The 22,141-nt window shown below is 44.9% G+C and carries 22 protein-coding genes and 1 pseudogene; 16 read left to right on the top strand and 7 right to left on the bottom strand.

What is annotated here, in order from left to right; genetic code table 11:
- The first annotated feature begins 13 nt into the window (after positions 1–13).
- From yfkAB to BFJ94_RS01455, 7 genes are all read left to right on the top strand, one after another.
- Positions 14–1,150: a radical SAM/CxCxxxxC motif protein YfkAB gene (gene yfkAB / locus BFJ94_RS01415; protein ID WP_438803670.1), complete on the top strand. Its 1,137-nt coding sequence runs from the start codon at positions 14–16 to the stop codon at positions 1,148–1,150.
- Between the two features lie 49 nt (positions 1,151–1,199).
- Positions 1,200–2,552 carry a hemolysin family protein gene (locus BFJ94_RS01420; RefSeq protein WP_120460514.1) on the top strand — a complete coding sequence of 451 codons (1,353 nt, stop codon included), beginning with the start codon at positions 1,200–1,202 and terminating at the stop codon, positions 2,550–2,552.
- Positions 2,553–2,770: 218 nt separating this feature from the next.
- The gene (locus BFJ94_RS01425) at positions 2,771–3,001 is read left to right on the top strand and encodes a spore coat associated protein CotJA (RefSeq protein WP_276145660.1); all 231 of its coding nucleotides are present in this window, start codon (positions 2,771–2,773) and stop codon (positions 2,999–3,001) included.
- On the top strand, positions 2,994–3,269 hold the full coding sequence (locus BFJ94_RS01430) for a spore coat protein CotJB (protein WP_120460518.1): 276 nt from the start codon (positions 2,994–2,996) through the stop codon (positions 3,267–3,269). The genes BFJ94_RS01425 and BFJ94_RS01430 overlap by 8 nt, the downstream gene beginning before the upstream one ends.
- A gap of 94 nt (positions 3,270–3,363) precedes the next feature.
- Complete coding sequence (locus tag BFJ94_RS01435; RefSeq protein ID WP_120460520.1) at positions 3,364–3,933, top strand: manganese catalase family protein; 570 nt, start codon at positions 3,364–3,366, stop codon at positions 3,931–3,933.
- 776 nt (positions 3,934–4,709) lie between these two features.
- Positions 4,710–5,288, top strand: coding sequence for a class I SAM-dependent methyltransferase (locus BFJ94_RS01445; RefSeq protein WP_120465040.1), 579 nt, complete (start codon positions 4,710–4,712; stop codon positions 5,286–5,288).
- Between the two features lie 325 nt (positions 5,289–5,613).
- Positions 5,614–6,438, top strand: coding sequence for a hypothetical protein (locus BFJ94_RS01455; RefSeq protein WP_120460524.1), 825 nt, complete (start codon positions 5,614–5,616; stop codon positions 6,436–6,438).
- Between the two features lie 8 nt (positions 6,439–6,446).
- On the opposite strand, the gene BFJ94_RS25705 is transcribed toward BFJ94_RS01455, so the two are convergent.
- Positions 6,447–6,899 (bottom strand): MerR family transcriptional regulator, encoded by a 453-nt coding sequence (locus tag BFJ94_RS25705; protein WP_229716807.1) that lies wholly within the window; start codon positions 6,897–6,899, stop codon positions 6,447–6,449.
- Positions 6,900–7,088: 189 nt separating this feature from the next.
- On the opposite strand from BFJ94_RS25705, the gene BFJ94_RS01465 reads away from it, so the two are divergent.
- The 4 genes from BFJ94_RS01465 (at position 7,089) to BFJ94_RS01475 (ending at position 11,752) form a co-directional block, all read left to right on the top strand.
- The gene (locus tag BFJ94_RS01465; RefSeq protein WP_120460528.1) at positions 7,089–8,630 is read left to right on the top strand and encodes a hypothetical protein; all 1,542 of its coding nucleotides are present in this window, start codon (positions 7,089–7,091) and stop codon (positions 8,628–8,630) included.
- The gene (locus tag BFJ94_RS01470; RefSeq protein WP_188831359.1) at positions 8,627–10,561 is read left to right on the top strand and encodes a TOMM precursor leader peptide-binding protein; all 1,935 of its coding nucleotides are present in this window, start codon (positions 8,627–8,629) and stop codon (positions 10,559–10,561) included. The genes BFJ94_RS01465 and BFJ94_RS01470 overlap by 4 nt, the downstream gene beginning before the upstream one ends.
- A 92-nt stretch (positions 10,562–10,653) precedes the next feature.
- A complete protein-coding gene (locus tag BFJ94_RS25710) occupies positions 10,654–10,770 on the top strand; it encodes a YjcZ family sporulation protein (protein WP_229716789.1) in 117 nt (38 codons plus the stop codon).
- Positions 10,771–11,200: 430 nt separating this feature from the next.
- Complete coding sequence (locus BFJ94_RS01475; RefSeq protein ID WP_120460530.1) at positions 11,201–11,752, top strand: ATP-binding protein; 552 nt, start codon at positions 11,201–11,203, stop codon at positions 11,750–11,752.
- 61 nt (positions 11,753–11,813) lie between these two features.
- On the opposite strand, the gene BFJ94_RS01480 is transcribed toward BFJ94_RS01475, so the two are convergent.
- The gene (locus BFJ94_RS01480) at positions 11,814–12,158 is read right to left on the bottom strand and encodes a nitrous oxide-stimulated promoter family protein (protein ID WP_120460532.1); all 345 of its coding nucleotides are present in this window, start codon (positions 12,156–12,158) and stop codon (positions 11,814–11,816) included.
- Positions 12,159–12,509: 351 nt separating this feature from the next.
- On the opposite strand from BFJ94_RS01480, the pseudogene BFJ94_RS01485 reads away from it, so the two are divergent.
- From BFJ94_RS01485 to BFJ94_RS01500, 4 genes and pseudogenes are all read left to right on the top strand, one after another.
- Positions 12,510–13,399 (top strand): annotated as a pseudogene (locus tag BFJ94_RS01485) (serine/threonine protein kinase).
- Positions 13,400–13,586: 187 nt separating this feature from the next.
- Complete coding sequence (locus BFJ94_RS01490) at positions 13,587–14,570, top strand: ABC transporter substrate-binding protein (protein ID WP_120460534.1); 984 nt, start codon at positions 13,587–13,589, stop codon at positions 14,568–14,570.
- A complete protein-coding gene (locus tag BFJ94_RS01495) occupies positions 14,551–15,327 on the top strand; it encodes an ABC transporter ATP-binding protein (protein ID WP_120460536.1) in 777 nt (258 codons plus the stop codon). Before BFJ94_RS01490 ends, BFJ94_RS01495 begins: the two co-directional genes overlap by 20 nt.
- Complete coding sequence (locus BFJ94_RS01500; protein ID WP_120460538.1) at positions 15,321–16,073, top strand: ABC transporter permease; 753 nt, start codon at positions 15,321–15,323, stop codon at positions 16,071–16,073. Before BFJ94_RS01495 ends, BFJ94_RS01500 begins: the two co-directional genes overlap by 7 nt.
- Positions 16,074–16,163: 90 nt before the next feature.
- Here BFJ94_RS01500 and BFJ94_RS01505 read toward each other — a convergent pair whose 3' ends face one another.
- Together BFJ94_RS01505 and BFJ94_RS01510 are read right to left on the bottom strand one after the other, a co-directional pair.
- Positions 16,164–17,012 (bottom strand): helix-turn-helix transcriptional regulator, encoded by an 849-nt coding sequence (locus BFJ94_RS01505; protein WP_120460540.1) that lies wholly within the window; start codon positions 17,010–17,012, stop codon positions 16,164–16,166.
- A 96-nt stretch (positions 17,013–17,108) separates the two neighbouring features.
- Positions 17,109–18,491 (bottom strand): ADP-ribosylglycohydrolase family protein, encoded by a 1,383-nt coding sequence (locus tag BFJ94_RS01510; protein WP_120460542.1) that lies wholly within the window; start codon positions 18,489–18,491, stop codon positions 17,109–17,111.
- 299 nt (positions 18,492–18,790) lie between these two features.
- On the opposite strand from BFJ94_RS01510, the gene BFJ94_RS25285 reads away from it, so the two are divergent.
- Positions 18,791–18,955, top strand: a complete 165-nt coding sequence (locus BFJ94_RS25285; protein ID WP_162944113.1) for a hypothetical protein — start codon at positions 18,791–18,793, stop codon at positions 18,953–18,955.
- Positions 18,956–19,464: 509 nt separating this feature from the next.
- On the opposite strand, the gene BFJ94_RS01515 is transcribed toward BFJ94_RS25285, so the two are convergent.
- From BFJ94_RS01515 to BFJ94_RS01525, 3 genes are read right to left on the bottom strand one after another with little or no spacing between them, the layout of a single operon-like run.
- On the bottom strand, positions 19,465–20,136 hold the full coding sequence (locus BFJ94_RS01515; RefSeq protein WP_120460545.1) for an ABC transporter ATP-binding protein: 672 nt from the start codon (positions 20,134–20,136) through the stop codon (positions 19,465–19,467).
- 11 nt (positions 20,137–20,147) lie between these two features.
- The gene (locus tag BFJ94_RS01520) at positions 20,148–21,695 is read right to left on the bottom strand and encodes an ABC transporter permease (RefSeq protein WP_120460546.1); all 1,548 of its coding nucleotides are present in this window, start codon (positions 21,693–21,695) and stop codon (positions 20,148–20,150) included.
- Positions 21,696–21,721: 26 nt separating this feature from the next.
- Positions 21,722–22,105 carry a hypothetical protein gene (locus BFJ94_RS01525; RefSeq protein ID WP_162944115.1) on the bottom strand — a complete coding sequence of 128 codons (384 nt, stop codon included), beginning with the start codon at positions 22,103–22,105 and terminating at the stop codon, positions 21,722–21,724.
- Between the last annotated feature and the right edge of the window lie 36 nt (positions 22,106–22,141).

Below are 22,141 nucleotides of genomic sequence, written 5' to 3' on the forward strand. Positions count from 1 at the left end.
AGGTGAGTATAAAATGAAAATAATGAGTACGAGCAATGAAGATATAAGGCTGATTAGCCCGAGCTATGATCCATGGGATCCGATTGTGTCGCTGAGAGAGCATGGGCGCCATGTATTGACTAGTGTAGAGATGACGGTAACTAATCTGTGCAATATGCGCTGCGAGCATTGTGCCGTAGGTGATAGTCTGGTTATGAAGGAGCCGGAGCATATTCCGCTGGTGACGATGCTTAGGGCGTTGGACGAGGTCGAGCATTTGCAGACGATCAGCATCACGGGCGGTGAGCCTACGTTCAGAAAGCAGACTGTTGACGAACTGATCGTTCCATTACTGAAATATGCCAAATCCCGGGGAATTCGTTCCCAGATTAACTCGAACTTAACGTTGGATTATGAGCGCTATGAGAAATTGCTGCCTTATCTTGATGTTATGCATATTTCCTTCAATTACACGAGCGAGCGCGATTTCCATGAGGTAGGCTTCGCGCGCAGTGGACATCCTGTGAAGGCTGAGGTCGCCTATCGCATGTATGACAAGATGGTGGAGAATACCCGGCGCTTGAGTGATGCAGGTATGTTCATCTCTGCGGAATCCATGATCAATTACCGGACTCATGAGAAGCTGCCAGAGATTCACCGCCTGATTCGGGAAATGGGCTGTAAACGGCATGAGGTTCATCCGATGTATGCGGCTGATTTTGCGGAGGGACTGCCGATGCTGTCACTGGATCAAATCCGCGAGTCGATTCATTCCTTGCTGGATGTCCGTGATCCTGAGCTGTGGATGCTGTTCGGAACTCTTCCTTTCTTTGCATGTAATCCAAATGGAGAGGATGCAGCGCTGCTGCGCCGTCTGCGTCAGGAACCGAATGTGACGGTACGGAATGATCCGGATGGACGCAATCGGGTGAATGTGAACATGTTCACCGGGGATGTGTTCGTAACTGACTTTGCAGCCATCCCGGCCTTCGGTAATATTGGTGACGCGCGTCTGGATCATATTTTTGAGAAATGGCTGACCGAGCATCCGCTGAATCAGAAGGTTAATTGCTATTGTCCAGCCGCGAATTGCTGTGGACCTAATCTGCTGGTTGCCGATATGTATTACAAGGATATTGATTTCAAACTACGCAAGGCGAATGAGTTATAATATAAACATATGACATTCTACGTTACTACACAGAAAAGAGGCGTTCATCTTGCACACCGATTTTGAAGTTGGCAAGATTATTCTAAATTTACTCATTGTATTAGTCCTGGTGTTCTTTAACGGGTTCTTCGTGGCTGCAGAGTTCTCGCTCGTTAAGGTGCGCCAATCGCGGCTGACCCAGCTTGCCAGCGAGGGAAATCGAAGGGCTTCCTATGCGCTTCGTGTTAATCGGAAGTTGGATGCATACCTGTCCGCTACGCAACTCGGGATTACACTTGCTTCTCTGGGCTTGGGCTGGGTTGGTGAGCCGGCTGTATCCGAGCTGATCGTCATGCCTATTATGTATAAGCTCGGAGTTACGGATCCTACGCTGATTTCCACGATTTCCGTAGCTGTAGGCTTTGCGATTATTACATTCCTGCATATCGTGGTCGGGGAACTCGCCCCGAAGTCACTGGCGATCCAGAAGACGGAAGAGGCCTCTCTATGGCTATCGGCACCGCTGCTGTTCTTCTACAAGCTGTTCCTGCCGGTCATTTGGCTGCTTAATGCGTCTGCGAACGGATTGCTGCGTTTAATCGGCATCGAGCCGGCCAATGAGAGCGAGGCAGCGCACTCTGAGGAAGAGATCCGGATCTTGATGAATCAGAGCGCGAAGAGCGGCGTGATCGATAAAGATGAAATGAAGCTGATGGACAATATTTTTGATTTCTCGGATATGCTTGCCCGCGAGGTTATGCTGCCACGGACGGATATGGATTGCTTGTACACCAATTTGTCCTGGGAAGAGAACATGAAGATTATCAATGAGACGAAGCATTCACGCTATCCGGTTGCGGTCGAGGATAAAGACCAGATTATCGGATTCGTACACATTACGGATCTATTGTTACCTGAACCGGACGGGCCAACGGAGCTGCCCGATATGGTGCGGCCGATCTTGAATGTGCCGGAATCGATGGAGGTTAGCCATGTTCTGCGGCTAATGCAGAAGCGCCATTCCCAGCTTGCTATTGTCGTGGACGAATATGGCGGGACCGCTGGTCTATTGACGGTGGAGGAAATTCTGGAAGAGATCGTCGGTGATCTTCATGATGAGTTCGAGGACGAGCGTCCGGAAATTGAGAAGCTGAATGAGGGCGTATATTCCGTCGATGGTCGTCTGCTGATTGAGGAAGTCAATGATCTGATCGGCAGCGATCTCGAAGACGATGAGGTCGATTCCATCGGCGGCTGGTTGTTCAAGGAGTTGGAAGGAATCCCGGCCAAAGGGAAGAAGAAGCAGGAGGATAATATTATTTTCGAGGTAGCGGAAGCGAGTCGGCTGCGGATTACCCGGGTCAAGATCATTAAATTACAGGAGCCGGAAACGTCGGATGATCCATGTGACGATGATGATTAAATAAATATAGAGCATTCGCTGCTGTAGAAGGTAAGAGCCGTCAGGTCATGCTGTACTTCGTGTACGGTGTGATGCTGGCGGTTTTTTGCTGTTTATTCACGCTTTATGGTTCAGAATTTGGGCGAGTGTCATATGTTAGAGAATGAGGATATATCGGGATGAATTATTGTCCCAGGCCGCAGCAACTTAGTAAATCCGCGTGCAAAGGAGGAATAGACTTGAATTTCACACAGGAAAAGACGTATACCCCCTTCATTGGCCCTTTTGATCCGTGTCCGCCTATACTGACCAAAACCTTCAGCACCCCACCTCAGTTATATATGCGCTTTCAGCCACCAAATCTGCCGCAGTTCAGTCCGCAGGAAGCCTTGAGACATGGAACATTATGGCCAGCATTATACAGCCCCTATGAGTCCCGCTGGGGGAAAGGAAGGCAGACGAATGAATGAGGTAATGAAGCCGCATTGTGATCAGGAATTCTATGATCTGTTGGAGAAGCTTCAGGCGCTTGATTTCACGCTCGTCGAGTTGAATCTGTATCTGGATACTCATCCGGAGGATTTGAATGCGATCAAGCAATTTAATCAATTGGCATTGGAGAGACGGAACCTGGCCGATCATTTTCAGAAGTTGTACGGTCCCTTGCAGAATTTCGGGCATTCTTTCTCCAGGTATCCGTGGGAATGGGTTAATGTCCCATGGCCATGGCAGGTCTAGGCCTGCCTTGATTCTCTGAAGCTTAAGCTTGGTGCTGGAAATGGTTCTTTTGAACATGTACTTAAGGTGAGCTAAAGGAGGTAAAGCATAGAAAATGTGGGTATACGAGAAGAAGCTGCAATACCCCGTTCGTGTAGGTAAATGCGATATCGGAATGGCGAAGCTGTTGCTGGAGCAGTACGGCGGTGCTGATGGGGAGCTTGCTGCTGCACTGCGTTATATGAACCAGAGATACACGATTCCGGATAAAGTGATAGGGCTACTTACTGACATCTCCACCGAGGAATTTGCGCATCTAGAGATGATCGCCACCATGGTGTTCAAGCTCACGAAGGATGCTACTGTAGAGGAGCTTAGAGCTAACGGATTGGCCCCCCATTATGTTGCCCATGATAGCGCACTCTTCTATGAGAATGCCTCGGGGGTGCCGTTCACGGCGGCCTATATCCAGGCCAAAGGCGATCCCATCGCTGACCTGTATGAAGATATCGCCGCTGAGGAGAAGGCCCGGGCTACATATCAATGGCTGATTGATATGACCGATGACGTGGATCTGCAGGACAGCCTGAAGTTCCTGCGTGAGCGCGAGATCATCCATTCGCTGCGCTTCCGCGAGGCGGTCGAGATCTTGAAGGATGAGCAGGGAAAGAGGACAGTGTTCTAGCAGGGCGGATTCGGATTGAAGGGGCATTCCTTAGGGAGTGTCCTTTTTAGTTGGGATTTGTGGTTAGAAAGTTGGGAGGAAGTCCAACGATTGCGTTCCGCTGCAGTACCTGGTGGCCGTGGGATGCAAGAAAGGATAGTCCTGCTTATTGTAAGGAATAGGATTACATAATTATGAAATAGAGGTATAATCATGGTAATATGCATGTGCTGCTTTAAGCTTCTCGGGTTCGTAGATACAACAACGTTATGTTATCTAAAATAAGTGTGGTTTTGAGGATAGAAAGTGTAAGAAGTATCTGTAGACTATTAATTATAGGAGGTAGTCAATGAAAATAAATAAAAGAATTTTGAATTACTCTCTCTGGATATCGCTATTAACAATACTTATGTTTCCAGGAAATTTATTTACTGAAGATACAAAAGGTATAAGATATGGTTTTCCATTTCCATTTTTAATACACTATCACCAAGATCATTGGTTTATTCGCGGTGTAAGTATTAATCTACTATATTATTTAATTGATGTAATAGTCATATATTTCATAATTATTGGTTTAAGAGGGATCTATAGGAGGATAAAATGATTTGTAATTAATTTTTAGATAAAAAGAGGTTAATTATGGAGATTAAGCAGATGATCAATAAAAACCTCTTGAGATGGAATGGAATTACGGCTATTCATGAGAAGTCTGATTTTTTATGATGTCGATGGATTTCTGGAAGGAAACGGCACCTTGAATTGTAACTTAATCGATGCAGCAAAGGATTGATATAATGATCAAATTCAATGCAGAAGAACTAGCAGAACCAATTAGAATAATAGTCGGAGCTTCTTCACAATGCTATCCTGGATGGATACAAACCCAAGAAGACGAATTGAATTTATTATCTCGATCGGATTGGGAAAGTAGCTTTAAAGCAAAGAAAATTAGGACGATTCTTGCTGAACATGTATGGGAACATTTGACTTATGAAGAAGGCATTGAAGCAGCTAGAAATTGTTTCGCATTCTTGGAACCACAAGGATATATTCGGTGTGCGGTTCCAGATGCTTTTTTTCAAAATGAATGGTATCAGAATATAGTTAAAATCGGCGGCCCTGGACCTAAAGATCATCCTGCAGCAAGTCATAAAATCGTTCATAACTATAGAACCCTTTCAAGAATGTTCGAAGAAGCCGGATTTAAAGTGAAATTACTAGAATATTGTGATGAAGGCGGAAAATTTCATTTTAATGAATGGGATCCTGAAGAAGGATTTATCTATAGATCTTATCGATTTGATCATAGAAACAAGAATGGTGAATTGGGATTTGTGTCACTCATAGTAGATGCAGTTAAAGGAATTGATTAGGTAGTCGAAGAAGCGAGGTTATTACATAACATTATATTCACGTGAATAGGGGAAGGGATATAGTGATATAACTACAAGTCATGTGCCCTTTACCGAAAAAAATATTGAATATGAAGAGATTTGGGACTGGTCTCCAGGTAATAGCTATGCTGTCGGCGTCTATAAATCCAATGAAGATGATTCGTTAAAAAGCTGGGGAATAGGTTTATATAATGATGAAAAAACTGACGAAAATACAAAAAAAATTTACTCAAGAATTTTTATGGAAATAGAAGAAATAGATAGTTAGACAGAAATTTATGAATAAATAACGGGGGGATATTTGGTGAAGCTGAATAAAAGATTAAACAAGTACTCTGTTCCGGAAGAATTATTATTTATTGCGGAACTAGATAAAGAATACTCAGCAAAGTACAAATATGATAGACTGTTGGGCGCTAATATTAATTTTGAAGATTACCGATATTTTGATACACCTTTAGATGTCATTCCTTTTGGATCGACGGGTGGTGATGGTATTCATTTTGGATTCCTTACTGATTATAGTAAGTGTGAATCTTTAGATAATGCGTATATTGTTTGTGTTTCTCCTATGGACTTTGATAAACCGATATCTCTTTTGTCTCGTAATATTAGAGAGTTCTTAGGTCTATGGATTGCTGTAGGTGATCCGAGCTTTATGGACTACTTTAAATACTGCTCTAGTGAAGATCAATTTAATGATTCCTTAAAGGATCATGAAAAGGATTTGCATGAAAGATCCTTAAAACTAGAACCTTATTTTAATATTGTTAGAAATAAATACAGAATAGAGCCAATCACAAATGTATATCAATACTTATTAACCGTTCAACAAAATAGGTATGACGAGGTGGTGCTGACTACTCAAGATGGAATAGGAGTGGTGAGTTACTCAACAAATTCGTGCAACCATACATCTTACAAGATAACCAGGGATGGGAGATATAATTTGAATGAAATTAGTGAATTTTTGAGTAGCTGTAGTATTGAAAGTAAACTTGCCTTAATCCGGGATTTACAACTTAATTATGTTCTAAATGATGAATTTAAGTTGAAGGAAATGATTTATAGAGAATTATTAAAAGACAATTTCGTAGATGAAGCAAGTAATCTCTTAAGGGAATTGTAAGTGTCAGTTTAGCCCCGCCGTACTCTCCTCCTTACTCTTGTTTTCTTTATTCTTGTGCCCAGTATAATGAAAGCGGCATAGATTAAGATGGCAATCGAATCGATTAACGTATTCGTAAGTGCCGAAACATCATAAAATGCAGTTACACTGAGAATGACCATCAGACGAATGAGCAGAAGTGACACGATCATCCACGCTGCAAACCGGATCTTAGATTTCTCACTTTGGAATGACAGGATAATCAATACTATGCCGAAAACCAGATTCTCAGCGGTGATAATATGCCAGACATACGTAAGAGAAAAGTCCGCATACTGCATGATTTGAATATGCATCAAATCGACGATGTCGTCCCTAGAATACCTGCGATAAGAATTATGTCCCCGAGACGGCGATACGATTCCAATACGGTAAGAAGACGTGTTTGAAATATCACCAAAACTATGTAGACTGCTGTAGATCTGACCTCATGAGGAACGCATGGAAAAAGATACGAGAGTATACCCGGTATTAGCATCTCATTGTCCAACGATGGAAATGGTCATAGAAAAACAGGAGACCACATATCATTAAACTGAATTTCGTCGTTCGTGAGAATCAGCTTGAATAGTTCATTTAAGCTCGCAATGTTGGGAAGGAGTTGTGCAAGGATGTCTCTTCAGGAGGAAGGTGTGCTTGCGATTGGTTCCGGCCGAATCCTGCTCTCTCTTGTTGAATCATGGAATGAATCCGGATTGTCTAATCTTGCGGTTTATGTCACTAACAAGGGATTAACAGACATGGGAAAACTCAAAAAACTCCGCAATCCAAATCTAAGCAGTAAGACCGAGACTGCGTTGAAAATTATTGCTACGGCAGGAGATGAGAAGCTGAATTGGAGGTCGATTGTTCGGCCTTTTCAATTTATTTTATATGTTTCGGAGCATGGCGAATTGGAGGAGCTTCGGAGTGTTCAGCATGCTTGTATAGCAGAAAGGAAACAGATGCTTCCTGCCATCGCGATAAGAGGAATGGGAATGGCAGGCCCGCTGCTACATCCTGACGGAGATGGACACTGGGAGTCGGCATGGCTGCGAATTCATTCGTCCGTCTTTCCCGAGACACGAACACCGGAGGTCCTCCCCACAGCGGGCGCAGGAATACTATCGAATCTTATTGTCCATGAATGGCATAAAGCGATTATGGGTGAGCATGAATTGGACCATAGAAATCAATGCTTTTTACTTGACCCTATCACGTTAACCGGAAGCTGGCATTCTTTTCTGCCTCATCCTTTAGTATCCGGGTATGACGCAGCCCGTCCGATGAAACATATGGAGCTTAACTTAAGCATAGATCATGAACAGGTAAGTCCGGAGGTATGGTTTACTGCCTTCAACCAACTGACTTCGACGGTAACAGGCATTTTTCATACATGGGAAGAGGCGGACTTAATCCAGCTTCCGTTGGCACAGTGTCTGGTTCAGCCTACAGATCCTTTGTCAAAAGAACCTGCACATCTTTTGCCAACCATTGTCCGTAGTGGATTAACGCATGTAGAGGCTCGGCTAGAGTCGGGACTGGCAGGGCTAGAAGCCTATTTGGTCCGCATAATCCCACTGCTGTTTGCTGGCTTGCCTCCACATCAGCGAGAAGGAGTCAGCATCGGAGTAGGCCGAGATATAACTGAAGCCGTTGGGCGGGGAGTTAGGACTTATTTAACTAAAGAGTTAGGCAAGCGGATTTTATCTGAAGAGCCGACTGTTGTTCAAAGTACAGCATGTCCACAAATTGAAGATGTCCGTTGCCATTATTATTTACAAGCGTTATCTACCCTAGAGGGGGAACCTCTTATTGCAATAGGTGAGCCGTTGCTTGGTTTTCCAACAGTGTGGGTCTATTCGGATTCCTCGTGGTATGGCAGTGCAGACCTTAGTTTCACGCTTGCACTTCGCCAATCCCTACAGAAGGCGTTGAGTAAGTCCGGGCGCACTACGGTTTCACCTGTTCTTCAGAAGGATCATGAAGTGCAAAACATTACAATTTCTGATAGCGATCCTCTAAGATATAGTTCTTTGATGTCAACAGCCATTGAGACTATGAAGCAATGCGATAAGCATCTTGAGGTGTTTGAACTGAACGGTGAATCTTTGTGGGGTAAAGGGCCGTTTGTAGCATACGGAGTAGTTCTCGGAGAGGAGGAATCCCCTTGAATACTGTTGCTATTATTGGGGAGGGGATGCTTGCGGATGCCGTGTATAAGCGCCTGTCAGGGTTCTCACTTGTTCGAAGAAAGGACTTCAGTGAAGATATACCCGCTGTAGACTTGGTATTGGTGCTGCAGGATGAGGATAACTCCTCCTATTATCTTGAAGCTGAACAGATGCTACGACCACGTGATATTCCCTGGTTGTGTGCCTATGTCTCCTTGGGAGAAGGAATCATAGGGCCACTGGTCGTTCCGGGAACGACTGGATGCTTCCAATGTGCAGAAGCTAGGGTTTCTTTGGCAGGGAGCAATCGCAAAGAAGTCAAGGATTTGCTTATGAGGCTCGTGTCTGATGATTCTGTACCCCATCATACTGCTGAAATATCTCCGACAGGGGCTGGTTATATGGCGCATATTATCTCAGCGGAAACGGATAAGGTGCTGCGGGGCGACAGAGCGAGTACGGAAGAGCATCTCTATTTGATCAACTTGAGTAATTTGAACAGCACAATCCATTATGTCATGCCGCTTGGGACTTGCTCGGTTTGTGGGCAATTGCCGGATGATTCACCGAAATTAGCGGAGATATCACTACAGAAGTGTCTAAAACGGAGCAACAGCTATCGCTGCCGCGGGGTGAGTGATTTGAAGGAGGTTCTGCTCAGAGATTATTGGGACAGTCGTACCGGAATCTTTAATGATAAGAAGTGGGGGCTTGACACTACCTTTGCCAGTGCCGCTATAAATCTTCCTTTGGGTTTCTACGATGAGATCACAGGGGGGCATTCTCACTCATATGTAGATAGCGAGCTCGCGGGGATATTAGAAGGGCTGGAGCGTTATTGCGGTGTGGCTCCACATGGTAAACAAACGATCGTGCAGGGCAGTTATTCCCAATTTAAGGGTACTGCGCTGGACCCGTCTATGGTAGGGCTTCATGCAGAGGAGCAATACGAGCAACCTGACTTTCCCTTCACCCCGTATGATCCTGATTCTCTAATGGAATGGGTCTGGGGATATTCGTTCCTACAGGCACGTCCGATTCTGGTTCCCAAACTGTTGGCTTATTACAGTCTGGGCGAAGGAGAGGGCTTTGTATATGAAACCTCTAACGGGTGCGCACTGGGAGGAAGCTTAGAGGAAGCCATCTTGTACGGGATTTTCGAGGTGGTTGAGCGGGACTCCTTTCTGTTGACCTGGTATGCAAGACTACAGGTTCCACGGCTTGACTATAGTTCATCGGGGGATTCGGAGCTGATCCTGATGATCCAACGTTTAAAAGCAGTTACGGGTTATGAAGTGAACTTGTACAATACCACGATGGAAAATGGGATTCCGAGCATATGGGCATTAGCAAAAGTAGGGACGAAAGGCAGCGTGAACCTCATCTGCGCTGCTGGAGCTCATCTCGATCCGATTCGGGCAGCCAAGAGCGCCATACATGAGCTGGCGGGCATGATCCCGATGGCTGAAAGGAGATTGAAGGAACGCAGACTAGAAGCTGAAGCTATGCTTGATGACTCGTTCCTTGTGCAGCAAATGGAAGATCACTCCTTGCTCTATAGCTTGCCACAGGCAGAGGAACGGCTTCACTTCTTATTAGACGAGGGAAACCCTGTCCGTACTTTTGCAGAGGAGTTCCATTCACTGACATGGCAAGAAGATTTAACAGAGGATTTAAAACAAATCCTTCGGGCTTTCCTCGGTCTTAAGATGGATGTCATTGTAGTTGACCAATCATCAAGTGAGACGCTCCGCAACGGGCTGCGTTGTGTGAAGGTGCTCATACCAGGAATGCTACCCATGACATTCGGACATCATCTTACCCGGCTCACTGGTCTGAATAGGGTACTGGATGTACCGATGAAGCTAGGTTACGCAAATCACAGGCTGACTCCGCAGGAGCTTAATCCTTATCCGCATCCATTTCCGTAAATATTCGCCGATTTTTCTAGACGAGAGTCCAATCCATAAGTCGTCTACAATCATACAATTTAGAATAAACAGGTGAAGGGAGGAATATCGCGATGGGAGAACTGGGGGGAATCGGAAGCTGTAGCTGTGGTGGTGGCTTGTTTACAAGTACGGGTGTAATCCTCGTTTTATTCATTTTGTTGGTTATTATTAGTCGTACATTTATTTGAATAGCAGCATATATACTATCGAGCTCTGTGTTTAACTTCCTTGATATTCGTTCTCGGATTTTGCTCTAGTCTAAAAAGCTTAAGTGGAGTTCCCGCTTGAGCTTTTTTATTTCTATAAATAAGAATCTCGATAACACCGTATTCACGCATCGAGACTATCGCCCCCTGGTTGTCCGTTGTATAATCATGGAAGGAGCTTAGATAACATACGACCCAGCCTGAGCAGCAGACGGCCATGCATCCATTAGAAACGACTTTCGATTTCTTCTCCACAGGACGCGTCAGCTTTATAGAAAAGATAAGCGAGAATACGGAGTGAAAATCAAATATGTGAACCTGGATAAAGAACCATTTTAATGAACTGGAAACGGGATTACGAGAATATGAAACGAAGGTTAATCCTGTGACGAACAGGGGGGTAAACAATCATATGAGCCGCTTGGTCATTATGACGGTTGGGAAGACGCATAGTGGAAAAACAACCTTTGCTAAAGAATTAGAAGCCGTATTGCAACAAGCAATTGTAATTGATCAGGATAATCATGCTGAATTTATTAACTGCCATTATAAAAAACTACGCCCTACAGAGGGTCCTAATACTTTGAAATACTCTATAACTAACGCAATTGTTAATTATGCTGCGGAGCAAAGTAATTTCCATATCATTTTAAGCAATTCCAATCTAAATAAAACAGGGAGAACCAATGTACTCCGCTATTTTCATGATAAAGGATTTGAAAGTATTATCGTTTACTTTGATTTATCTATGGATTTACTGAAAGAACGTGTGAAGCAAACCCAAAGAAGTAACGTAATATTTAGAAGTGCTTCAAGCTTTTTGGAGGTATTGGAGAAGCAAGAAAATTCGACCGAAATACAAGTACCTAGCGAGGATGAAGCTAATTACCTGTTCACCATTAAGGATCCCATTCATACTGCGGATATTATTCAGCAAATAAGGGCATTAGTGGGGGGGATCTAACTAAGAGGTAGTAATGTGGCCGGGAAAATAACTACATTAAGTTCGCTAAACTCCCATGGGTTTACTTTCTTAGTTTACTTGGTATCGGTATATGCCTAATGGACTCAATTGGATGATACAGTAGCATCCATGGACCTGAAAAACGCATAACTTCCTTAATTCTTTGACGGTAATCTGGTTTGTAACAATGGATAGGGCACTTTGCACAAGCTGTTTTATCTTCACCAAATTGGCAGAGCGATAGTCTTTTCATCGCATAATGATTTAAGTCCTGACATTCCTCGCATAACTCTTTATGATGATGTTTTTTCTTACAATATAGACGAATCATTTTTGAAATAATATCTTTTTCTTTTCGAATTTTAGGACCATTATTCAACTGCCTTTTTTTTGCTTCTGTAATCATATATTAAGACCTCTTTCGATATATAAAAATTAATAAGTGTAATATATATTAACAATATCATCTATTCATTTAATATGCCCATCTTCTTCTTACACTATAGATATTACTGAGAGAACGGGAAGCTTATATCTACAAAAAGATTATATCAAGCAAGGGGAAGCTTTGAATCGAATTTTAATGGACTAGTGGAATGGGTGATAACTTCATGAAGTTTCATTAAAACATCTCTACATAATGGAGTGATTCGAATAAAAACTTTAATTATCGGGATAGTTCTTGGCGTTTGTTCCGCTTTGCTGTTTGGGTTATTTATGAATTGGGATATGGCGATAAAGGTAACAGGAGGAATAGATGAATAGTAGCTATTTTACTTATCATATTAATGAAGTAACATTTCAGCTTAAGGACCGAGTCGATATCAGCTGGCTCCAGGAGCTGGGCACTGTTTTTGCAGTATTTGATCAACAGGATTCAGGAAATATTTGTTTTGGAGTTAAGCAAGAGGGGCAGAAAAAGTTTGTTAAATACGCTGGTGCTAGGCCCATGGACTATCAAGGAGATCCTGCCGAAGCGGTATCGAGATTAAGAAATGCAATTCCTATTTACTACGAACTGAAACATCCCAATTTAATAGATATCGTAGACCATTTTAGCGTTAAGGAGGGCCATGTGGCAGTATTTCAATGGTTTAATGGTGAATGCCTCCATTCGCACTGGTCGTATCCTCCTCCAGCAAAATACACGGACCCCAATTCCCCTTTTTATAAGTATAAACATCTAACGATCTAGCAAAGATTGAATTCCATCAACAGTATTCTTAAATTCCATGTATTTGTGGAAGAGAAGGACTATGTGGCTGTTGATTTTTATGATGAAAGTATCCTGTATGATTTTACAAATCATGAAACAAGGATCTGCGATATAGATTATTATCAAAAAAAGCCATTTCGAAATAATATGGGCAGACTTTGGGGATCCTCGCGGTTCATGTCTCCGGAAGAGTTCAAATTAGGAGCTGATATTGATAGTCGAACGAATGTCTACAATATGGGTGCCATTATATATGGGTGCCATTATATTTGGATTATTAGGTGGAGAGCTTGATCGATCCTTTGAGAAGTGAGAAGCTTTATAAAGTTGCTTGCAAAGCAATTAATGAGAATAAGCAGGAAAGGTATCAGTCTATTAGTGATTTCTATATTGCTTGGAGTATGGCAGCAACCCTCAAGCAAACTATTTAAATTTGCAAATATACAAAATACAATTAAAGATGTAAAATAACATTACTTGAGGCTTCTGGGCGGGCATATGAATTGTGTGCAGCATGACTTGTGAATTAAAACGCAAAGTTCCGGAAGATGTCTCAGGTGAAGAGGGCACATTGCTATGCCAATTCTATATAGAACAGATAGAGGAGATGGGAGAACCATGAAGTTTAAGACAACTAGAAAAATGATGATGCTGATGGCGTTGGTGCTTGTCGTTAGTATAGTAGGCGTGGCATGTGGGAGTAAGACGAATAATGCCAATACAAGTGGTGCGGGGAGTACAGCAGCTGAACTGCCGGAGTTAACGTTGGGCCTATTGCCCTCGATTGATGAGATTCCGTTCGTTATTGCCCATGAGCAGGGCTTTGATCAGAAGCATGGGGTGAATCTGAACATCCAGACATTCAAAAGCGCTAAAGACCGCGATGTGGCTTTTCAGGCGGGGAAGGTTGACGGGATAAGCGCCGATCTGGTTGCGATTTCGATCTATAATGAAGCAGGATTAGATGTAAAAATCACAAGTACAACCTTTGGGGAATTTGATTTGTTGACCGGAAATAACGAAATTCAGGATGTGAAGGATTTGAAGGGCAAAAACGTAATTTTGTCCAAGAATACCTCCACGCAGTACACTGTTGCCATGATGCTGAAGCAGGCTGGACTAACGGAGGAAGATATCCATATCACGGAAGTACCGCAAATTCCAACCCGGCTTGAGCTGCTGAAAAATAATAAATCGGACGCCGCAATTCTGCCGGAGCCGTTCGTTACAATGGGGAAAGCGGCGGGCTTACGGGTGCTTAGCTCCACGCATCAGGCTCAGGTGAATCCGTTCGTGCTGGCCTTCCCGCAGAGTGTGATTGATGCTAAGCCAGAGGCGATCCGCGCAATGTATGCAGCCTATGATGAGGCGGTTGCCTACATGCAATCCCATGATCAGAAGGATTATATTGACCTGGTGATCAAGGAAGTGGGCTATCCGGAAACCTTGAAGGACCAGATTGAGGTACCGGCTTACATTCCAGCTAATCAGGTCGATGTGAAAGAGGTCGAGTCGGCATTTGCTTGGGCTCGCGAGCAAGGTCTGCTGACGAAAGACATCACCCCTGAAGAGGTAATATCCGATGTCCAGTTCAAGAAATAACGGACTGTGCGTAAAGGAGCTTGAAGTTGAATACAAGAGCGGGGAGCTGGCGCTTGGGAGAGTGGATTTCACCTTGCCAGAGCACGGGATTTACACCATTCTCGGGCCATCCGGGAGCGGGAAATCCACGTTACTGCGCGCTGTGTCTGGCCTCCTGCTGGAATTTCGGGGAGAGCTGTTGTTCAATGGACAGTCTCTGCGCGAGCAGGACATTCTGATTGGTCTGGTGCCGCAAAATTACGGTCTCCTGCCCTGGAAGACAGTCAAGTCCAACATCAGGGTGGCCATGAAGATTGCCCATCCTAAGGGGCAGGATCGGAGGTCCCAGGAGGCGCAAATTGATCGCTGGCTGTCGGCGATGGGCATCCAGGAGCTAGCAGACCGTTATCCGCTGTCGCTAAGCGGGGGGCAGCAGCAGCGGGTTGCCATTGCGCGGGCATTTGCGATTATGCCCTCTATTTTATTGCTGGACGAGCCGTTCTCAGCGCTAGATGCCATTACGCGAGAAGCGCTGCAGCAATTGTTCCTGGAGCACTGGCAGGCGAACCCGACCACAGCGCTGTTCGTGACACATGATGTGGATGAGGCCATTCTGCTAGGGCAGAAGATTATTGTACTCCCGTCGAACAAGCGTGATGCGCCGGAGATTATTGACAATGGGACGGTATTCGGGCTGGAGCATGGGGAGAAGCGGTCCAGTGATGCCTTTTTTGCCCAGATCAAGAGAATCAGAAAGGTAATGCAGGCAAAATGGTGATTAAACGACGACTCAACTATATTTCAAGATTATTACTAGTATTCTTCGGGATGCATGTAGTCTGGTACGCGTTGTATCTGCTGGTGCATCATCCAATGCTGCCCAGTCCGCTGAGGGTCTATCAGGCAATGGGACAGCTCGGCGTTGGGAATATTGTGGTGAATGTCGGTTATAGTCTGATGCGGATATTTGCTGGAGTTCTGTTAGCGCTGATCATCGGTCTGCTGATCGGACTTCTGATGGGACGTTCGTCGCTTTGGAACAAGCTACTGGACCCAGTGGTGTATTTGACATATCCGGTACCCAAAATCGCCTTGCTTCCCGTGGTTATGCTATTCTTCGGGCTTGGCGAAACCTCCAAGATTCTTATGATAATGCTGATCCTGATTTTCCAGATAATAATATCCGTACGGGACGGAATAAAAGCCATTCCAGAGAATACCTATGATGTGCTGACAAGCATTGGCGCAGGGCCTGGTCAGAAGTTCTGGCATGTCACCCTGCCCGGCGCGTTGTCTGTGATCCTCAGCACGATCCGCATCTCGCTGGGTACGGCTATATCGGTTCTGTTTTTTACGGAAATCTATGGCACTGAGCATGGTATGGGCTTCTTCATTATGGATGCTTGGCTCAGACTGGATTATCCGCAAATGTACGCCGGGATCCTGCTATTTAGCCTGGTCGGCTTCATTCTGTTTCTGCTGGTGGATCTGCTGGATTACCGATTCATGAAGTGGCGGAAGTAGGGTGAGACGCAGAAGAAGCCCAGATAACAAACGCCCTAGCCATAGATAAGAGCTATCTATGGTTGGGGCGTTTGTTTGGTTACACATTACTCATCGCCCAAGCCCCATAGATTGACGATAAGTCACGGGGGATATGCCAGTAATGTCTTTGAAAACCCGGTAGAAGGTTGGCAAGCTTTGAAAGCCACATTCAAATGCGATTTCGGTTACTGCTTTATCTGTCCCCGTCAATGCTTGCTTAGCGGCTTGGACGCGTAACAAAGACAGGTAATCAGAGAAGCGGTATCCGGTCGTTTCCAGAAATGCACGGCTGAGGCGCGATGCACTTATGCCCAGCTCATCCGCCACCCCCACTAAACTCAGCGGTTCATGAAACCGCCGCTCCACCAAAGTGGCTAACGATTGTGCTTGACGAACCGTTTGTACCATCACCTGCCGCTCGTCATCACTAAGCCGCTCGTTATAATGTCTAAGCAGGCGGCCGCATAATTGAATAAGCGAGCTTTTCGCCATCGCCAAATAGCCGGGCGATTTCTCGCGAAGCTCCTTCGCTATTGCGAGGATCCAGGGCGTAAGCTCCCTTGCGAGGGGCGAGCTGCCGGCAATATGATTGCAAAAATGAGTAGAACGATAGGAGAAGGGCAATAAAAGACCTGGCTCCTCCGCCAACAGCAGCGCAGGATCAAAGTTAATAAACAGGTAGCGGCTTGGATCCTCCAGGTCAGATTGAGCGATATGATGCTCCTCGTTGTTGACGATAAATAAGTCGCCAGGACTGGCCGTATAGCGTTTGCTGCCGAAGAAGAAGCAGCCTTTGCCTGACAGGCAGAGGCCGACTTCCAGACTTGAATGCATATGGGGCGACTGTCGATTCGTAGCTGGCGTCCATTCGAAAGCGTTGATCGGAATCGGATGATCGTATGTGATATGCAGCTTCATTTGCCATCGCCCCCTGACATGAATCATGGTATAAGGCAAGTATACAATAAGAGCTGCTTTTCTTATAGTCGTTCCTCGTCGGTACAACAGACATGTTTACTGCTGAAGTTTCCGGAAAACATGATAGCTTCTTTGAGCACATTCTGAGATGGCAATCGGGTGGAAGCCGCTGATATCTGCATATAAAGTATCGTTCAGTGGCGTAATCCAGCTTTCAGGCAGCACAGACGCTCCAAGCGAAGCGCCAAGGATGGATCCGATGGTGGCACCATTGCAATCGGTGTCCCAGCCACCAAGAACGGCTGTAGTAATCCCTTTTTCAAAATCACCGCCGGAATGAATGAGCGCAGCCGCGCATAATGCGGCATTATTATTCGTATGAACACAGTGATAGTGCTTAAAGGCATCCCAAATTTTCTCTACCAGTTCAAGCTGATCTGGGGTTTCCTCAGCAATTTGAACCGCCAGTGCAATATCTTCGGCCAGACGGCTGTGCTGCGGAATTTCACTTAGCCCAATCTCAACAATCCGCTTCACATCACTCTCAACGAATGCGGCTGCAATCATCGCCGAGCAGAACATGGCACCGTAGATCCCATTTTTCACATGAGAGAAAGAGGCATCTCGCCAAGCAAGCTCAGCAGCAAGCTGAGGCTGGCCAGCAGCGCCATATGCATAGCCGTCTACGCGGATTTGAGCACCGATCCATTCCCGGAAAGGGTTCAAATAGGAACGTACCCACTGGATATGCTTCTCCCAGTCATCGGGCTGATCGCCGCTAATATGCGAAGTGACTCGGGCAAAATTCAGGTATGCCTGTGCTTCAGCCGTGAACACCTGACCGAAGGATAGGCGATGGTGCCACATCTTGCCGACATCCCAGGAGTTAAACTCAAGACCGCGCTCCTCAAGCATGAGCAATCCCAGCACGGTGTAACGAATATCATCATCCGTCTCCATAAAGCGGATATGGTCTCGGCAGCTGGCCAGACTGCTCCAGTGGGCAATTTCGATGTCATATTGAGCCTCTGCGGTCGATTTGCTTGGTGTGTAGTGGCGTATTGGCCATTGCTCGGCGCCTTCGAACCAGAGCTTAATATTATGCCAGCCGGGTCTGCCTGCTGATCCCTGCATGAAGGATGGAGCCTCCAAGGGCTTGCCCAATGCACAACCGACTGCACGGCCAAGCCAGGCACCATAAAACTTGTCTTGCCACACTTCGTCGTCCCAATCTCGATGAATCGTACGCGGTCCTTCAGGGCGTTCATCACGAATCGCTTCCAAATCTGATGGCTCGATATACTTAAACTCAGGGCTTATTTCCAGTGCCATTAATTCATGATATAGCTCCATAATTTGAGCTTCATCCATATCGACTGCTTCCAGTCGTTCCATGAAACCTGCTACATGGCAGCCTTCCTCTCCACGCTGCTGTATTTCGTGCCGGACAAGCTCTCGCAGTCCAATCCATTTCGTCATAACGGATTCCTCCATAATGTTTGTAAATTTCTTTATCACTGATTATAGCCAGCATTGTCGCTTACGACTTCTTAAAAAATGAAAGCGATATTCTCATTTTTTGCGTACTAGCATAGTTCGAGATCCTGTTTGCATAACATTCTGTTGACTGGTACGCTTGGAGAAGCTCAGACAACACAAGACCCAGCCTAGGATAGGAGAAATCTAATGGCAGGGTCTTATTTGTGAATAGAACAATGTTATTAGAAATTGACGTAAAGCATAAGAACATAAAATCATAAGACCAGGAGCTGAATGACTTGAAAATTATCGAGGAAAAATTCAATTGCTATGGAGAAGAAGATTATGATGCTTCATATATCAATTGGGGATTTGATGATTTGGATTCAGGCATTTTTAGGGTCAAGGAAGCTGAAGGAAGAACTACTTCAAATTGTGAGAGAAGGACTATAGTGGGGGAATAATAAATGAGACAATGGTATGAATTAAATGAAATCAATCACGAACTCCTGAAGTTTGCTGTTATGATCGCGAAATACAACAACCAGTTTATATGAAGAGACAGGCGCAGTAAGATTTGAATTAACGCCATTTGGAATTTACCAATTGAACGGAAGCTTTGGAATAGTGTTCTTCGCAGAGGTTGAAGAGATGAGCACCTACAGATGCCTTGCTAACATGATCGCACGTATCAAGCGGTCAAAAATGACCGTTAGAGCAACGAAAAAACAACTTGGCTCTTCTAACGGACAATTTTGACCATTAGAAGCAAAAAATATGGTTTTTGCGACCTAATCCCCTTGTAACGGACATTGTTGTCCGTTACAAGGGCGACATTCCAAAGAATCAACTCTAACGGTCAAAAGTGTCCGAGTAGCAGATCAAAGTAGGGGGGGCAACATTTTGACCCTCACAAAAGGGGGCGTCCCCAAGTTGGTACATCAACTTTTGAAGAGCAGCCCCCTCTTAAGCTTTATTTCTGTTTCATCTGCGCTAGTTTCCCCTCGCTCATCCCGTAAATGACATCAGCTATGGTGGTTACCTTCTTGGAGTGGGTAACGATGATGACACATTTTCCTTCCTGATGAGCAAGCGAAGTGAAGATATCCAAGATAGCTTCCTCTGTTGTACTATCCAGATTGCCTGTCGGCTCGTCGGCGATGATAATATCGGGATTATGTGAAATTGCCCGGGCAATACCAACACGCTGCTGTTCGCCACCGGATAACCTCAGTATTTTTCTGTCCGCCGTTTCTCTGTCGATGCCGACCTTTTCAAGTAAAGCATAAGCATAGGCTTTTTTATCCTTCTCGGGGCTTCCGTTAATATTCATGGACAGCACAATGTTCTCTATGGCGGTTGCATTGGTAAGGAGATTGAAGCTCTGAAATACAACCCCAATTCCTTTAGCTCTGTACTCGTCACGGTCGAGCTTTTTCAAGTCCTGATCGTTATGCATAATGGCTCCATCGGTGCATACATCAAGCCCGGAAATCAAAGAAAGCAAAGTCGACTTACCGGATCCAGACTTGCCGACGATGGTATGGACCTTTCCAGGTTCAAAAGAGGCATTCACTCCTTTGAGAACATTCTTCTTCGTACCTTCATATCTGTAGAAGACATTTTTTACTGTAAGTACGCTCATTGGACTATCACCTAATTCCTTTCCATGAGTATTTTGATGGGCTCATACTTTGTGATTTTACTGATGGAGACTAAGCCGGCAAATGAAGCCAGTAGAATGGAAATGGCGATAATCTCCGAGATCGTAACCAGGTCGAGTGAAATTTTCATTTCGGATAGCGGCATTGCACTCGTCTGTGCTCCTCCAAGCTGTGCACCGCCTAATTGCATCCCTCCAGGGCCCATCATCATATTTCCTCCGCTATCTGCTTGCGAAGCCGCTTCAGCTTGATTTTGCAGGAGCATGTCGGATACAGGCTGTGCAGCTACCGTACCCACACCTAATCCTATGACGAGACAAAAACAGGTGATGGTGAGAATTTCAAACCAGAGTCCAAGGGCCACCTTCGCTTTTTTCATCCCCATAGCACGAAGCACACCAATTTCATACTTGCGTTCCCTGATCGAGATCGAGGCCAGCAATAGAAGAATAATCGAGCCGAGAATGATGACGACGACCATAAATGTGATGGAAATGCTCTTTAATCCCTCTACAGGCTTTACTACTTTTTCATAGGATGCTGTGTCCGTATTCACATTGAAAAGCTCAGAAAGTCCCTTTTCCCTAACCTCTGCTTCAAATGGCTCCAGCATATCAGGGCTTTTCAGATAATAGGTCACATTCACATTAACTCCGGTCTCATTAGCCTGGCGTTGGTCAATTAATGTGTCGAGTGTCGTCAGCACCTCGTTGCGCCTGTTAAATCCTGCGGATTTAGGCATATTGTCATTGGCATATTCATCGGTCATGTCATTATAAACACCGACAACGGTTAATGGATAAGACACTTCACGTTGTAAACGGACAGTTCCCATTCCCGATAGAGACACGGTATATTCCATCCCCTCCACGGTTACCTTATCGCCTTCTTGAACATTGTCGGAGTTCAGATCAGAGGGCGGTTCAACGCTCATATTGGCCGTAAAAGTTATTGCATCCCCGAGGTTAATGTTGTTGCGGTCACGAAGCTCGCCACTGATTACAGCCTCGCCGTTCGCTTCTGGTAATCTGCCGCTTTCAAGGCTTCGGAGTCCTTCGTTAAATTCCTCCCAGCTATCTCCCATCAGCTTGTAATTCCCATTCATTCCGGGACCTTTCATCATGCCGCCTCCACCGACAATAGATGTAGTGCCTGCCCCCGATGAATTAGAGTCATCCTGGTCAATCGCTTCAATCTCAGAGGTATTTGCTGCAACCGAACCTGTTGCAAGACTTTCCTTGAGATACTCCGAGCTGGCGAATTGCAATAGCTGCTCTGAAGGAATCTCAGGCTTTTTGACCATGACTCTGCCGTCCGAAGAGTTTTTCTGTGCTTCTTCCATGACCTTCTGCATATCGGGCGTAATATACACCTCTGAGGCAAAACGCTCCTTGTAATCCTCAATCACTGCCGAAGAGGTATTGTTAATAATTAAAGACACAACGGTTGTCAAAATGATGAAAAAAATAATCGCGCCGATCATCAGGTTTCTACCTTTGTTTCGCACCAAATTTTTTAGTGCATTTTGCAAGATATACATGCTTTACAAGCTCCTTTTTGCACTTTTTATTTTTCAGGTTCTGCATCGATAACTTCAAATTCTTCAAATAAATCATCCAGCTCGTCGTTCGCCGAAGCATTGGGCTGGAATGGCCAGGACATATTACGACGAGGGTCGGATGGCTGATTCGCAGCAAGTCTTAAGTGAAGCATACCAGCAGTAAATAAAACCGCTGCAAAGCCAAGAAAGGTAATGGCATAAGTCAGCACCTGAGGTATAAACTCATGCCAGTAGTAATCGGATGTTTGTTCCGCTGTAGCGCCCTGTGTAACGGCATTGTCCAGCATTTCCAGCTGTGGCGGGATGTACAGGATGAGCTGCCAGATGCCCAAAGCTAGAATAATAGCGGACAGTATAAAGATCATGACGCTAGTAAGATTTTTTTTCACTATCAAATTTCCTCCTTATTGAATTCATATTGATTA

Origin of the sequence: Paenibacillus aceti, from assembly GCF_003614185.1 — a bacterium.
GTDB classification, from domain to species: Bacteria; Bacillota; Bacilli; order Paenibacillales; family Paenibacillaceae; genus Fontibacillus; species Fontibacillus aceti.